Origin of the sequence: Vibrio sp. 1167 (assembly GCF_033340375.1) — a bacterium.
GTDB classification, from domain to species: Bacteria; Pseudomonadota; Gammaproteobacteria; order Enterobacterales; family Vibrionaceae; genus Vibrio; species Vibrio alginolyticus.
In genome coordinates, this window is sequence record NZ_JAWOWK010000011.1 from 108,985 (window position 1) to 123,033 (window position 14,049).

Annotated in this window: 11 protein-coding genes; 5 read left to right on the forward strand and 6 right to left on the reverse strand. The window is 46.4% G+C overall.

The features are described 5' to 3' along the window. Window positions 1–42 precede the first annotated feature (42 nt). Complete coding sequence (locus tag R7Z78_RS19650; RefSeq protein ID WP_033907244.1) at window positions 43–2,070, forward strand: tRNA(Met) cytidine acetyltransferase TmcA; 2,028 nt, start codon at window positions 43–45, stop codon at window positions 2,068–2,070. Window positions 2,071–2,321: 251 nt separating this feature from the next. Beyond that, window positions 2,322–4,001, forward strand: a complete 1,680-nt coding sequence (locus tag R7Z78_RS19655; RefSeq protein WP_104976362.1) for a DUF342 domain-containing protein — start codon at window positions 2,322–2,324, stop codon at window positions 3,999–4,001. Window positions 4,002–4,057: 56 nt separating this feature from the next. Here R7Z78_RS19655 and catC read toward each other — a convergent pair whose 3' ends face one another. After that, complete coding sequence (gene catC / locus R7Z78_RS19660) at window positions 4,058–4,717, reverse strand: type C chloramphenicol O-acetyltransferase (RefSeq protein WP_005374507.1); 660 nt, start codon at window positions 4,715–4,717, stop codon at window positions 4,058–4,060. Window positions 4,718–4,805: 88 nt separating this feature from the next. On the opposite strand from catC, the gene R7Z78_RS19665 reads away from it, so the two are divergent. Next, window positions 4,806–5,717, forward strand: a complete 912-nt coding sequence (locus tag R7Z78_RS19665) for a LysR family transcriptional regulator (protein ID WP_104976363.1) — start codon at window positions 4,806–4,808, stop codon at window positions 5,715–5,717. 208 nt (window positions 5,718–5,925) lie between these two features. Here R7Z78_RS19665 and R7Z78_RS19670 read toward each other — a convergent pair whose 3' ends face one another. The 3 genes from R7Z78_RS19670 to murQ form a co-directional block, all read right to left on the reverse strand. Further along, entirely contained in the window at window positions 5,926–6,981 is a 1,056-nt protein-coding gene (locus R7Z78_RS19670) for a porin (RefSeq protein WP_104976364.1), read from the reverse strand. Window positions 6,982–7,129: 148 nt separating this feature from the next. Then, a complete protein-coding gene (murP, locus tag R7Z78_RS19675; protein ID WP_025500819.1) occupies window positions 7,130–8,584 on the reverse strand; it encodes a PTS N-acetylmuramic acid transporter subunit IIBC in 1,455 nt (484 codons plus the stop codon). A 28-nt stretch (window positions 8,585–8,612) separates the two neighbouring features. Beyond that, on the reverse strand, window positions 8,613–9,515 hold the full coding sequence (murQ, locus tag R7Z78_RS19680; RefSeq protein ID WP_053308007.1) for an N-acetylmuramic acid 6-phosphate etherase: 903 nt from the start codon (window positions 9,513–9,515) through the stop codon (window positions 8,613–8,615). Between the two features lie 242 nt (window positions 9,516–9,757). On the opposite strand from murQ, the gene R7Z78_RS19685 reads away from it, so the two are divergent. Further along, window positions 9,758–10,609 (forward strand): MurR/RpiR family transcriptional regulator, encoded by an 852-nt coding sequence (locus R7Z78_RS19685; protein ID WP_033907250.1) that lies wholly within the window; start codon window positions 9,758–9,760, stop codon window positions 10,607–10,609. A 19-nt stretch (window positions 10,610–10,628) separates the two neighbouring features. Here R7Z78_RS19685 and mpaA read toward each other — a convergent pair whose 3' ends face one another. Continuing rightward, complete coding sequence (gene mpaA / locus R7Z78_RS19690; RefSeq protein WP_033907251.1) at window positions 10,629–11,339, reverse strand: murein tripeptide amidase MpaA; 711 nt, start codon at window positions 11,337–11,339, stop codon at window positions 10,629–10,631. 141 nt (window positions 11,340–11,480) lie between these two features. Between mpaA and R7Z78_RS19695 the strand changes: the two genes are divergently transcribed. Further along, window positions 11,481–13,106, forward strand: a complete 1,626-nt coding sequence (locus R7Z78_RS19695) for an ABC transporter substrate-binding protein (protein ID WP_104976365.1) — start codon at window positions 11,481–11,483, stop codon at window positions 13,104–13,106. A 63-nt stretch (window positions 13,107–13,169) separates the two neighbouring features. Here the strand turns inward: R7Z78_RS19695 and R7Z78_RS19700 are convergent, their stop codons facing one another. After that, the gene (locus tag R7Z78_RS19700) at window positions 13,170–13,754 is read right to left on the reverse strand and encodes a flavodoxin family protein (protein WP_104976366.1); all 585 of its coding nucleotides are present in this window, start codon (window positions 13,752–13,754) and stop codon (window positions 13,170–13,172) included. Window positions 13,755–14,049 lie beyond the last annotated feature (295 nt).

Here is a 14,049-nt window from a genome sequence, read left to right on the forward strand (position 1 = left end):
AGATGTGATACCATTGTGTCAGTTCAACGTTGGATAGACAAAATGCAGACACAATCTGATTTCCTTTCATCACTTCAACATCAAGCTCACCGATCTTTCCAAAGGATTGGTGTAGTCATTCAAGGCGAGGCTTCTTGGCAAAATGCGTTGATGTCAGAGTTCCATAAAACGCAGCGCCATCAACGTTGGTTTTCTGTTGGTGATTTTGGTTTGAAAAACGTATCCAGTGTTTCGTCTAAACAAGGGCACATGTTGCTAGGCAGAGAGTGTGACGTTCTATTGTTTGATGCTCGAAATGGCTTTGACGCCAATAGTTTTACCGCTGCGCTTGGCTCATTGGTTGGCGGCGGTTTTCTTATTGTCATTACTGAGCCGCGACAAACTGCGAATTTTTCTCAGCAATGGATGCACAAACAATGGGAGAAGCTCGTTGTTATTGAGCAAGACAAACCATCGCCAACGGCTCCAGACATCAAGCAAGCAGAAAAAGAAAGCCACTACAGGGAACAAGAACATGCCATTTCTCTAATTGAAAAGGTGGTGACAGGACATCGAAAGCGACCATTAATTTTGACCGCTGATCGTGGGCGCGGAAAAACAAGTGCCCTCGGCATTGCGTGTGCGAGCTTATTACAGCAGAAGCCACTTAGAATCTTAATTACGGCACCATCTATAAAAGCCGTTGAGCCTGTTTACCAACATGCTTTGCGGCTACTTCCTAATGCGCAGCGTATTAGGAAGGACAGATTAGAATCAGGGCAGGGAGCCATTCAATTCATTGCTCCTGACGAACTTCTATCGAGCAGACCTGAATGTGATTTGTTACTTGTCGATGAAGCGGCTGCAATTCCAGTTCCTATGCTCAAAAGCATTACCGAACATTATCATCGACTCGTTTTTTCTACGACTGTTCATGGTTATGAAGGTTGTGGCCGGGGCTTTACGATTAAATTTGTTGATTGGCTTCAGAAACAGCGTTCGGGAATGAAAACATGGCACATGACACAGCCCATCCGCTGGAGCATGAATGATGCGCTTGAATCATGGCTCTATGACGCGTTTTTGTTGGATGCGGAGTTAACGCACCATCAACTTAAACAGGTCGACTCAATTTCCCTTTCTAAAGCCGATAAGAACAATTTGATATCGCAGCCTAGTTTGCTGCGTGAGTGCTTCGCTCTTTTGGTGAATGCTCATTATCAGACCTCGCCGAATGATTTGATTCACCTTTTGCAAGACGACAACAGTCAGCTCTATTTTGCTAAGCAAGATAATGCGGTTGTGGGGGTGATATTAGCGGTCGAAGAGGGGGGCCTTGACGATGAATTGGTTGAAGAAATCCAGTTTGGTAAGCGTCGTCCTAAAGGGCACTTAGCCCCAATTACGATTGCAAACCACCTAGGATTTCCGAATGTCGCGAATCTATCGACGCTGCGAGTCATGAGAATTGCGGTTCATCCAGCATTGCAAGGCAAAGGCATTGGTCAAAAAATTCTGCAGCAACTTGAGCAAATGGCTGCTAAACACATTGCCTACTTATGCACGAGTTTTGGTGCGACGGAAGAGTTGCTCTATTTCTGGCGACAATCGAACTTCCGTACAATTCGCTTAGGGTCAATGCGCGATGCTGCTAGCGGTTGTTATTCAGTCTTGATGGTCAAACCTTGTGATTCCCAACAGACGGTTTGGGTCGACCAATCTCAGGCGCTATTTGAAGAAATGTTGTCTAACAATGTGGCTGACGTCTATCCAAAATTAGAAGCCCCTATTTTTCGAGCTCTATTGCCGCAACCTTTGGGAATGAGTCCACTTCATCCCGCTAAGTTATTACTAATTGAATGTTATGCTGATGGTGGTAACAGTTATGAGTCTGTGTCTGTGTGGCTTCAGCAGTGGTTACTTAACTTAGGTTTGAACTCCGCTTCCGACTTGATGATCAGTAAGCTTTTTCTTAACCGTAGTTGGACTGAATGTGCTCAGCAATTTGGTTTACCTGGAAGAAGGCAAGTTGAGCAGCAGTTAAGGGACGAAGTAAGACACATTTGGAGCGATTTACACTGTAAACAATAAAGGGAAATTTACACTGTAAATGAAATTACTGGGAGCTGATTTTACACTGTAAATCCAGCTCCTTTTTGTTTCAGCGTGTATTTTGATTGAGCTTTAGGCTAAATCGAGTTTTCTCTTAATATCCTGTTTAACCGTTATTGATGGATTACTTTCTTTAGTGACGTGAGCCCTATAATAAGAAATGCGAGGTTTGTTCAGAAAACGGATTTGGTTAGACTGAGAGTGTTGATGGGAAGCAAAGTGGTAAGGGTATGTGGAAGCTGTGTCTTGAGTTATCTGAAGATAAGACCAAGGTGATAGCCCGTCTTCCGGGTGAAGTGGATCTCGGTGGTGAGCTAAATCAAAATGAATTAAACGAGCAGCTCGTCGTAATGAACGCCGAAAAGATGTTTGTTGTAGAGGGGGAAGTCGTTAGGTTCATTAACTGCGCCAAAGAACGTAAAGCTGAAGCTTACGAAGGCATCGTCATTGCAGAAAAACGCAACGCACAAGTTGAGGTCGAATTGTCGAATAATGACATGCTCGCCAGCATGAACGTTGTCGGCGCGTACGGAGGCCGAGGTTTACGTGGCCCCGAGATTGTTCAAGCCCTTGCTCAAGCGCGAGTTTCGAAAGGCATCAACAAACTGGCTTTGAAGAAAGTGTTGGTTGTCAGCACTCAGCTCAAACCCGGCGAAACTTTTTCTCAACCTGTAGCGGTTGGTAAGCAACCTATCAAAGGCAAAGACGCTCTTTTTACTCCTCTTGTTAAAGACATCACCAAACGCATCCTCAAACCCAAAGACGGCCAATCTGCTAGCGACAAAATTGATTTACGTAACCTCGGTGAAACTATCGCGGTTGACGTAGGCGATGAGGTGATGCGCCGCACGCCTGCGACCAAAGGCACGCCTGGCTTTACTGTTCAAGGGCGAGTGATTCCTCCGCAAGCCGGAAAAGACAGCCCAATGAAGCCGGGCAAAGGCACTGAGATAAGCAAGCAAGACCCAAACCTATTGATTGCATCGGTATCCGGTACGCCTCTGATTAAAGACAAAACCATCGAAGTTGATAACGCACTCTGCCTCAATAGCGTTGGCGTGAATACAGGCCACGTGAAATTCAAAGGGAATGTGATTATCGGTGGCAACATCGAATCCGGAATGATTGTTAAAGCGACGGGCTCTATTACTGTAGGCGGCTTCATTGAATCGGCTGAAGTACAAGCGCAAGACGACATTCAAGTTGGTAAAGGGATCATTGGCCACACCGTGAGTGATGGCCAGCCAAAGAGTTGTCACGTCAAAGCCAAAGGTTCGATTCGTGCCGGCTACGCCCAATATTGTGATTTGCAAGCTGGCGAAGATATTGAGTTGGCGGTGCACAGCATGAATAACGATATTGTTTGTGGGCGCAATCTGACGGTGCTAGACGCGAACGGTAGGAACGGCACGCTCAGCGGCGGAGATGCAAAAGTCGGTGGCAAAGTGGTGTGCTTACAATTGGGCGTAGAAGGCGACACCGCCACTAAGGTAGAAGCGTTCGCACGCTATTCTGCATTTAAGGAACGATTAGCAGAGCTTAAAGAACAATACAAACGCGCTCAAGAAGGCACGATGGATGTGATTCGTAAAGAGCTCGAATTTAAGAAACGTCCTAAAGCCGAACGTACCGACGAAGAACAAGCTCAGATTGACGTGATGAAAACACAAAACAACGAGCAGCTTGAAGCGATAAAGCAAAAGCTAGAACAAACGGAACATGACTTTGAAGTCGCGTTAGAAGAAAATATTGTCGAAGCCAAAGAGCGTGTCTTCACTCGCGTGACGGTGCAGTTTGGCGACGAACAAGTAACGACAAAGCGCACTCATGGCGGTTGTTCGTTCCGTTTCAATCAATACGAAATTAAAGTCTCGGCGAACTTGGAAGAAGAGGACGTCGCTGCGGTTTAAGCTTTCTTACTCACTGAGCCCACACGTCGCAACAAGATGTGTGGGCTTTTGTTTATCTACAAATCGACAATGTGCTCTTGATAGTAGTCCGCAAGCGCACCGACTTGGCTGCTACACATTACTTTCATTGCTTGTTTAATGTGTTCTATTGGCCAGTTCCACCATTGGATATTGAGTAGAGTTTCAATCTCTTTATCGTTGAATCGTTGACGTACGACTTGGTTGTTTCCAACCACCACCGAATAAGGTTGCACGTCTTTCGTCACTACTGCGCGTGCTCCGATGACGGCTCCATCACCGATGTTTACTCCGGGCATGATCATCGTCTCACTGCCAATCCAAACATCATTCCCCACCACTGTATCTCCGGCACGCTCGAAACCGTCTTGTACGCCTTCTCCAAATTCTTCAGGAGAGAAGGGGAAGGCCGAAATCCAGTCAATGCGATGACCTTGGTTTCCTGCCATCATAAAGGTGGCTCCAGAAGCGATGGAACAAAACTTGCCAATGATTAATTTGTCGATGCTATCGGGTTCTCTACTTTGCCATTCTTGAAGTGTGACGGGGTCACCCAACAAGTAGCGTACTGCTTGCTCTTCGAAGCTTTTTTGATGATAGAAGCCCGAGTAATAGCTGTAATCGCCAACGATGATATTGGGATTAGTGATGTGATCTTTAATGACTTGACCTTTTAACCACGTGTCGAAAACACTCATAACTCATCCTTTCAAATTTAGGTTGTACAGAGTTTAGAGGCTTTCTATTATTTCCAATAGTTTGATTTTAGAGATTCAGAATTACTGTATGAAAATAAAATGGCTCAGCTACGTACCACTTTACGTAGCTTTGTGTGAGGAACGAAGTATTGCTGGCGCAGCAAAGCGCCTGAATTGTTCGAATGCGCATGTAAGTCGGCAACTTAAACAGCTTGAAGACATATTGTCGGTGCAGCTTATTCAGCGAACTACGCGCCAGTTTAATTTGACCTACGATGGTTTGCGGTTTTATCAGCAGGTAAAGCAACTGCTCGAAGGCGCTGAGCAGATCAATGAGCAAGTCATGGCAAACGAGATCGTATCGGGAAAATTGAGAATAGCGGCGTCTGCTTCTTTCGGAGCCGCGTTACTCAGCCAAACATTGATCGAGTTTCGATTGCAACATCCACAAGTGAGCGTCGAAGTGATCTTCACAGAGACACCTCTCGACTTGATTGAGGCTGGGTTTGATATCGCATTCTACTTTACCGATACTCCCCCAGAGGGATACGTCGGCCATCAGCTACGCACTTTACACTGTAAACCGATCGCTCATCGCTCGTATTTAGCTGATAAACCAAATGTAAGTACGCCAGAGGATCTTGGTGACTTAGAGCACATCCTTTATAAAAGTCGTGACTTGGTGTTAGACAAGTGGACGTTTACGCATAAGCAAACTCAACAGCAGTGCAGCATTGAGTTAGAAAGTACGCTGAGTTTTAATCTTGTCCAGTCCATGTTGGATGCTACTTTGGCTGGCTGTGGTGTAGCCATGTTAGATGAATTTGCACTGGCTAAACTCGACCCTGCACAAAAAGAAAAACTCGTGAGTTTGCTGCCAGAATGGCAAACGGATGCGATTTTGCCGCTTTATCTGCTTTACCCAAAACGTGAGCACTTACCAAGAAGAACGCGAGCGTTCATCGAACACTTTAGGAACATATATTCTGTCGGCGAATAGCGACAACAAACTTAGCAACAATTGAGGAAGCAAAGGAATGCGAAAACACTGTCACCAGTTTTCCTGATGCAGGCGTGTTGGTCAAAACAGGTAACGAAGAAAACATATTACGAGGGTGAGCTTCTTCAAATCAGCATTAAAGGCAATAACTACTGACCGGACACAGAAGAAGCTCATGGATTCAGCTAACTTACATTAAGTATCGTGCTTACAGCTCGTAACGCAGACCTAAGTGGTAGTAGCTTTCGTCTGCGTGCGCACCGCCAAACGAGACTTCTTGTCCATTGCTGTAGCCACGCGAGCCGTTACGATCAACGTAGTTTGTGTAGATAGAAGAACGAGGCGTCAGTTTGTATTGCACTTCTAGCGTTGTATCTTTCAGCTCTAGCTCGTCACCATCACTGTTTTCTAAAGAACGATAACCAGCACGCAGTGCCCATTTGTCATTTACACTGTAAACCGCCGTCAATTCCATCACTTTGTCGGTGCTGGTTTGTGAGTAATAGCCCTCTAGTTCATCTTCCGAGTACAACGCACCCAACATCAAATCACCTAGGTAGTAACGCGTACCTGCGCCCCAGAATGTGTAATCGGTGTCGTTGCTTTCACGTGCATCACCTTTATTTTTCTGCATCGCCACCACTGGCGCCAAGGTACCCAAATTCCCCATGTCTAGCGTATAACGCAGTGCAGCGTTGTAACCGTAGTCGAGCTCAGAAGTGTTGTTTCCTAAAATGTACGCGACAGAAAAATCGACATTACCTAGGTTGTTTTGGTATTGCAGCGTGCCATCTTGACGGAAAACTTGCGTCGCGGTTTTGTCGACTTTATTCGCTTGGCGCGCCATAGAAACATCGGAAGAAGCGAATACATCACCAATGTCGGTAAACATAATCAATCCAGATGCCACGCGACCACCTGTAATGCGACCATAATCTTTCGCATCAATACCCGTCCATACATAACGTGCGGTCAGAGACGGTTTGTCGTTTACTTGGTTTGCGTATTCAGCGGCACCCACTTGGTATTGCGCTTGGCCGATGATCGACGCGTACTCGTTGATGGTTTGTGAACCGTTTAAACCAATACGGCCATCAAACTCGCCATTTGCATCGCCGTGCTCATCATTTTTACTGGTGACATTGAAACCAAGACGAGAGTAAATATTTAAAACTGACCCATCTTCCGCTTGATACAGCTGCGCTGCCATTGCGTTTGATGCCATCAATGTTGGGAGAAGTAGAGTCAAAATGTGCTTTTTCATGATTAACGACCTTTCATTTCTATTGTTTTAGGTACGACAAAGCCCCTTCCGAGTAACGGAATAAGAAAAATTGTCGTGAAGTAGAGAGAGGGTGCGCCCTTGTTTGCCAAGGACGCGAGCTAGTCCATTCCTATAGGGGAAGAATGATTTAGCTTAAATCGACGTCTTTGCAGCCAAAGAAGTAAGTCGCGAGGAAGCCGACGATGTAAGAGATAAGCAGGCCAGCAACAAACACCATCATTCCCGGGAAGATGCCATTTTCTGATGTCATGAGAGGAATCGCCACGATACCGGACGGGCCAAACACCGTATTAAGACCAACTGGTAAGCCAAGGTAAGAAACTAAACCGATAAAGAAGCCGCCCGCAGCGCCGCCAATACAAGCGGTAACGAATGGTTTTACGCGTGGTAATGTCACGCCGTAAATCAATGGTTCGCCAATGCCTAGAAGGCCAGGAATAATAGCGCCTTTAACTTGAGTGCGCAGTAGAGCGTCTTTTTTGGCTTTGAAATACAGCGCCATTGACGCGCCAACCTGACCGCCACCAGCCATCGCCAGGATAGGGAATAGCGAGTTAAAGCCCTGTGCTTCCATCAATGCAAAGTACACTGGAACAAAACCCTGGTGGATGCCAAATACCACAGAAATTAAGAACAAACCTGCCAAGATTGCAGCGCCTAATGGGTTATCGTTCAAGTTGAGGAACAACCAAGACATCCCTTTAAACAGCTCGCCGCCGATTGGCATGATGATCAAGAAGGTTACCGCACCCATGATCAACAGAGTGATAACGGACGTTAAGATCATATCCAGATCATCTGGCATGTATTGACGAACCTTACGCTCGACTTGCGCACCGATGATCGCCGCCAAAAGTACGCCGATAATGTTGCCGCGCGGATCAATCGCAAAGCCGAAAAACTCGTTCATGCCAGAGTAAATGCCGGATGTCGCCTCAGGGTTGTAACCCAGCACAAACAAAGAGGCGAGAATGGCACCATTAACACCAGAGCCGCCAAATGCTTGCTGCGCGTTGTAACCAATCAGAATACTTAGGAAAGCAAACAGACCCTTACCAAAGACTTTCATGTAGGCGATCAAATCCAACATAAACTGGCTTGGTGTCTGGTCGAGAACAAACATCTGTTCCAATAACGTCGCAAAACCTAGCAACAAACCAGCGGCAATAAAGCCTGGGATCAACGGCGTAAAGATAGTGGCAAACTTGCTTAAAAAACGCTGAACCGCACTGGTTTGCTTACTCTTCATCTGTTTTTTCTGCTCGGCTGCGACGGCAGAAAGATCTTGTTGCGGCATATCTGCTTCTTCACTGTCACCAGAGGTTAAGCTGTCGATCAATTGATTCATCATCTCAGCCGCTTGTTGAGCTTTTCCGGGACCGAGAATGATCTGAAACTGCTCATCGCTTTCCACCACACCCATTACGCCGGGAATTTGCTTGATAACTGATTGATCAGCCAAGCCATTGTTGGCGAGCGATAAACGCAAACGCGTCATACAGTTACCACATTTGCTTACGTTGCTACTGCCACCCACTGCGGACAGCAACTGCGATACTGTGTTTGAAGTTATTTTTGCCATAGGGTCTATCCTTCAGAACTCGGATTATTTAGTTATTATTTAGTGCTGCGCGAATAAAGCCGTTGTGCGCGGCGAGGCGTGATTTGGCTTGTTCGGCATCCAAATCGGCCAAAATCATTAAGATGGCGGTTTTGCAGTGGCGACCGCAGGCATTTAATGCTCGCTCTGCTTCTTCTTTTGATGCGTCGGTTGCTTCCACAACAATGTTGGTTTGGCGTTGTATGAGCTTGGCGTTAGTGGCTTCTACATCCACCATTAAGTTGCCAAATACCTTACCGCTACGAATCATTGCGCCTGTCGTGAGCATGTTTAGCACCAGTTTTTGTGCGGTGCCAGCTTTCATGCGAGAAGATCCAGTGACAACCTCTGCGCCAACTATCGGCAGAATCGCGATGTCGGCCGCTTCTGCCATGGCACATTCTGGATTACAGGCGATAGATGCGGTCGTGGCTCCGATGGATTTAGCGTAGTCCAAACCACCTAGTACATAAGGTGTACGGCCACTCGCTGCAATGCCTACAACCACGTCATGCTTGGTGAGGTGAAGTGCTTTTAAGTCGTCTTGACCCATTTTCGCGTTGTCTTCTGCGTTTTCTACCGCTTTCAAAATCGCCTGATGTCCACCAGCAATTAAGCCAATCACCATATCTGGGTGCGTGCCGTAGGTAGGAGGACACTCGCTTGCATCAAGAATGCCTAAGCGACCTGACGTACCAGCTCCCATGTAAATTAAACGGCCACCATTTGCAAAAGCTTGGGTAATTGCGTCAACTGTCTCTGCAATTTGTGGTAGCACCGCTTTTAACGCGAGCGGGACTTTTTGATCCTCTTCATTAATGACTTGCAGCATCTCGATGGTCGAAAGCGTATCGATCTCGGCACTGGCTGGGTTACGGCTTTCTGTCACCAATCTGCTTAAATCAATTTTCATGTTTTGCACTCTTCGTAATGTTCAATCTGAGGGCGATTTTATGGAATAAAATATTCAGGTTTGGTGATAAAAATCACACTTGAGGTTATTCTTTATGCAGGAGAAATTTGGAATAATGAGAGAAAATATACGTCTATTACGTCCGGGATTAACTGTCTTGGTTAGAATAATCAGGGGGTTAAATCAAACGCCTATTATTTCTGATTTGGAATAATTTATTTAAAATTTTTGAGGTTTTTGTTGTGTCAGTTATCAATAAGATAGTCGCGAGGCGTACTCAGCTTTCGCAAAGTGGTCGTTTGGTTGGCGATTGGATTGTTGAAAACGCAGAAAAGGCGGCGCTGCTCACCAGCCAAGAACTTGCGGCGCAAGTAAAAGTGAGTCAATCGAGCATTGTGAAATTTACTCAGCGTATCGGCTTTAAAGGTTACAGCGAGTTTAAGTTAGCTCTGAATGAAGAGATTGGCCGTAAGCATGCGATGCAGTCGACACCGCTGCACAGTGATATTTTGGCTGACGACCCCATTGCGGTAATTTCACAGAAACTGGTGAAAGCGAAAACCGACGCTATGTTTCAAACTACCAATACGCTGTCTTACGAAGCGTGTCACCAAGCGGTGAAATGGTTGAGTGAAGCGCGTCGAGTGCAAGTGGTCGGGATTGGGGGCTCTGCACTGACCGCGAAGGATTTAAGCTTTAAACTGCTTAAACTTGGTATTACGGCGCTTTCTGAACAAGACAGCCACGTGCAGATTGCTGTTGCCCGCACGCTCTCTCCAGAAGATGTTCAGATCGCAATCTCGTTTTCGGGTGAGCGCAAAGAAATTCTCGTCGCGGCAGAAGCGGCAAAAGAGCAGGGCGCGAAGGTGATTGCGTTATCTGCGCCTGGAAGAAGTCGCTTGCGCGGTATTGCCGATATTACGTTTGATACGATTGCCAATGAAACGGAACATCGCAGCTCATCCATTGCTTCGCGTACCGCGCAAAACGTGATCACCGATTTGCTGTTTATCATCTTGGTTCAGCAAAGAGACGACAGTGCCCGTCAGTTGATCAGCGATATCAGTACCGACATCAAACAGATCCTCACATGATCGCTTGTTTAACAGCGGACTAGAGATCCGGATCGTGCCTCAGCAAAGCAATAAAAGCAGAGAGGTGTTTTTCAATGGTGAGATCGGCAGAAATCGCGGGTAACTCCAACGTGATGCAAGGTAAATCACGTTCACTACACCAAGTGCCGAATGAGCCGGGTGTTTCGTAGTCGATATCGTCAACGATTGGCAGTTGGAACTGCTCGCCGAGCCATTTGGCAAGGTCGGAATGTTTGGGATCATCCACAAAAGCAAGCGGTTCATGAAACGACACCACAAACTTTGGCTTGCGCAGTTCAATCAAGTTAATTAATGCGCTAACTTCAGGCTCTAGTTGGTTTTTAGTGCCAGTTTTCACCTGTACGTCTCGAACGGGTGTGTGAGAGCTCCATCGATACACTGTGCCATGCTCAGTCCAATTTTGGGTTGGAAACGCGCGATTGAGATCCACTTGGTTTGCATTTGCGCGTGTGCCTAGTTGGTTGCCGTCAGGATTCATTGACAGAATCACATCATGTCGTAAGTTTTCAGCAGGCAAGCTTCTTAGCGCGCAGGACAAACCTGCAATCGAGGCCGTCTCGTCCCCGTGAGTGCCTGCCAAAATCAAACCTCGCGAAGCACTTTCGACTTGAGCCGGAAAATACAGTAATGGCGCACCAAGCACGGATTGACCGTATGATGTTGGCCGAATTAAAAATGCCGCTCTTTCCGTTCTTGGAATTAGACTCACCGTAATCTCCTGATTGATGAAGTAGTATCAATATCTAAGCTAATTACACCTAGCTAAACTGAACCGTTTAAACTCGTCAACGGTTGAAATGTTAATTGTGGCACTTGCTTCACAAGACGCGTTAGGAGAACGAAAAAAGATATGGATTTTAAAAAACATTCAACGGCGTTGCTGATTTCCTCTTTATTCACCCCTTTTCTTGCTACATCAGTTGCTGCGGAGACCTTACCTAAAGGTATTCAACTTGCCGCAGAACAGCATTTAGTACGTGCGAATGACGCAGAGGCGGCGACGCTTGACCCAGCGAAAGCCGAAGGTCTGCCAGAAATGCATGTGATTCGTGACTTATTTGAAGGGCTTGTGATTCAAGATCGTGACGGAAACATCATTCCCGGTGTGGCAGAATCATGGGAAACCAACGACAACCAAACCTTTACTTTTCACTTGCGCAAAGACGCGAAATGGTCGAATGGCGAGCCTGTGACAGCGGATGATTTTGTCTATTCACTGCGCCGAGCGGTAGATCCGAAAACCGCTTCTCCAAATGTTTGGTATCTCAAACTCACCAAGATCAAAAACATCACCGATGTAGCAGAGGGCAAAAAGCCTTTGGACGATCTCGGTATCAAGGCAGTGGATAAATACACCCTACGTTTTGAGTTGGACAGTCAAGTGCCGTACTTTGTTGCTATGACTGGGCACACGTCCATGATGCCAGTGCATCAAGCGACAGTGGAAAACCGCGACAAGCCGTGGAGTGATCCAGACCAATTTGTTAGCAACGGTGCATTCACATTGGATAAGTGGGTCGTGAATGAGCGCATTGAACTGGTTAAGAGTCCAAGTTACTGGGACAGCGCAGATACGCATTTAAACAAAGTGACTTACATTCCGTTTGAAAACCAAAACGCGTCAATCAATCGTTATGCGGCAGGAGAGCTGGATATCACGTCAGATGTGCCGACTCATATGGCGCAGAAGCTTAAACAAGATTACAAGCAGGCTTACACGGTGGTGCCATTATTGTGCACGTATTACTACGCGTTCAATACCACTCGTCCGCCATTTGATGATGTGCGAGTGCGTCAAGCGGTATCGTACTCCATCATGCGCGATGTGATTACGAATGGTGTCACGCAAGTGGGCAACCTTCCTGCTTATACTTTTGCGCATCAGTACACCGCAGGGTTTGATGCGACGCCGCCTGAATACAGTAAGTGGAGTCAGCAACAACGTGACGAGAAAGCGCGTCAGTTGTTAAAAGAAGCGGGTTACAGCCAAGACAAGCCGCTCGATTTTAAATTGCTGTACAACACCAGTGAGGCAAACAAATCGATCGCCGTTGCAATAGCCTCGATGCTACACAAGAATCTCGGTGCAAACGTGGAGTTAGAAAACCAAGAGTGGAAGTCGTACTTAGTGGCGCGTAAACAAGGCAATTTCGATGTGATGCGCGCGTCTTGGTGTGGTGATTACAATGAAGCGTCTACTTTCCTGAGTTTATTGCGTTCAGGTTCCTCGGGTAACTTTGCACGTTACAGCAGTGAAGCGTACGACAACGCGATGAACAGTGCATTGGCTGCAACCGATGAGAAAGCGCGCCAAGGTTTCTATGATCAAGCCGAGCAATTGTTGGCGGCGGATATGCCAATCGCACCGATTTACTACTACATGCAAGCGCGTTTGGTTCGTCCTACGGTTGGCGGTTTTGCCAAGAACAACGTAGAAGGTCGTATCTACTCGAAAGACCTCTACATCAAGAAGTAGCGCTCAAAACAAGCGATAAATATGAAGCCCCGAAGATGTATCTTACGGGGCTTCTTTTTATTGTTAGCGAGTGGAGAGCTTGTTCACGAGCATAGCGACTCGTTTGCCAAGATACTCCGCCGTTGCAACATCAGAAGCATGCAACTGACCACCTTCACCACCTTGTGCAACAATACCACCTTGTACACCATAACGATTCAGGTTTTGCTCCCCAGAATTGCTGATCTTATCCAACCCGACCCACATCATGCCGTGTTGGTTAGAGAGCGTTTGTAGATATTGTAATGTGCAAGATTGGTCGCCATTCATTGCCCCACCACTGGTAAAGCCAGCCGCGATTTTGCTCGCCCATTTTTGGTAATACCAAGATTCACTGCTTGCATCTGCAAATGCTTTAAACTGCGCTGCTACACCGCCCATATAGGTCGGTGAGCCAAAGATAATCGCATCACACTCAGCAAGTTCATCCATTAGTTTAGGGTTCACAAAACGTCCCTCAATAATCTCACTGCCTTCAATTCGGTGAGAGAGGATTTCACAGTCATCTTGCTGCTTAATGCCTTGTTGTTCAACGCCTGCGGCAATCGCGCGAGCGAGCTGACCAGTAACGTCGGTTTTAGAAAAATAAATAATCGCAATTTTGGACACAATGGTTCCTTTTTTCATTGTTGATTTTTAATCGTGCGACTAAGGCTAAAACCTCAAGCTAAGTTGAGGTCAACACTAAAACTTAAAAAGAAGTGCATTAAAAAAGCCGATGTAGATACATCGGCTTTTTAGTGGGTTATGTGCCGTCCTAAATAAGGTTGACACTTTCCACCCCCAAAATTGGAGAGTGTTATGAAATCAACAACTAAAAGAACTCTGCGCGATTACTCCCTCGCTTTTAAACTCACTGTAGTTGATGAGGTTGAAAAAGGAAGCCTCACTTACAAACAAGCCC

What these genes read in the sequence shown, in the direction of transcription:
- R7Z78_RS19670 (WP_104976364.1), bottom strand. Translation starts at nt 6,981, where the DNA reads ATGAAAAAGCACATTTTGACTCTACTTCTCCCAACATTGATGGCATCA.
- murQ (WP_053308007.1), bottom strand. Translation starts at nt 9,515, where the DNA reads ATGAAAATTGATTTAAGCAGATTGGTGACAGAAAGCCGTAACCCAGCC.
- R7Z78_RS19695 (WP_104976365.1), top strand. Translation starts at nt 11,481, where the DNA reads ATGGATTTTAAAAAACATTCAACGGCGTTGCTGATTTCCTCTTTATTC.
- catC (WP_005374507.1), bottom strand. Translation starts at nt 4,717, where the DNA reads ATGAGTGTTTTCGACACGTGGTTAAAAGGTCAAGTCATTAAAGATCAC.
- R7Z78_RS19655 (WP_104976362.1), top strand. Translation starts at nt 2,322, where the DNA reads ATGTGGAAGCTGTGTCTTGAGTTATCTGAAGATAAGACCAAGGTGATA.
- R7Z78_RS19650 (WP_033907244.1), top strand. Translation starts at nt 43, where the DNA reads ATGCAGACACAATCTGATTTCCTTTCATCACTTCAACATCAAGCTCAC.
- murP (WP_025500819.1), bottom strand. Translation starts at nt 8,584, where the DNA reads ATGGCAAAAATAACTTCAAACACAGTATCGCAGTTGCTGTCCGCAGTG.
- R7Z78_RS19665 (WP_104976363.1), top strand. Translation starts at nt 4,806, where the DNA reads ATGAAAATAAAATGGCTCAGCTACGTACCACTTTACGTAGCTTTGTGT.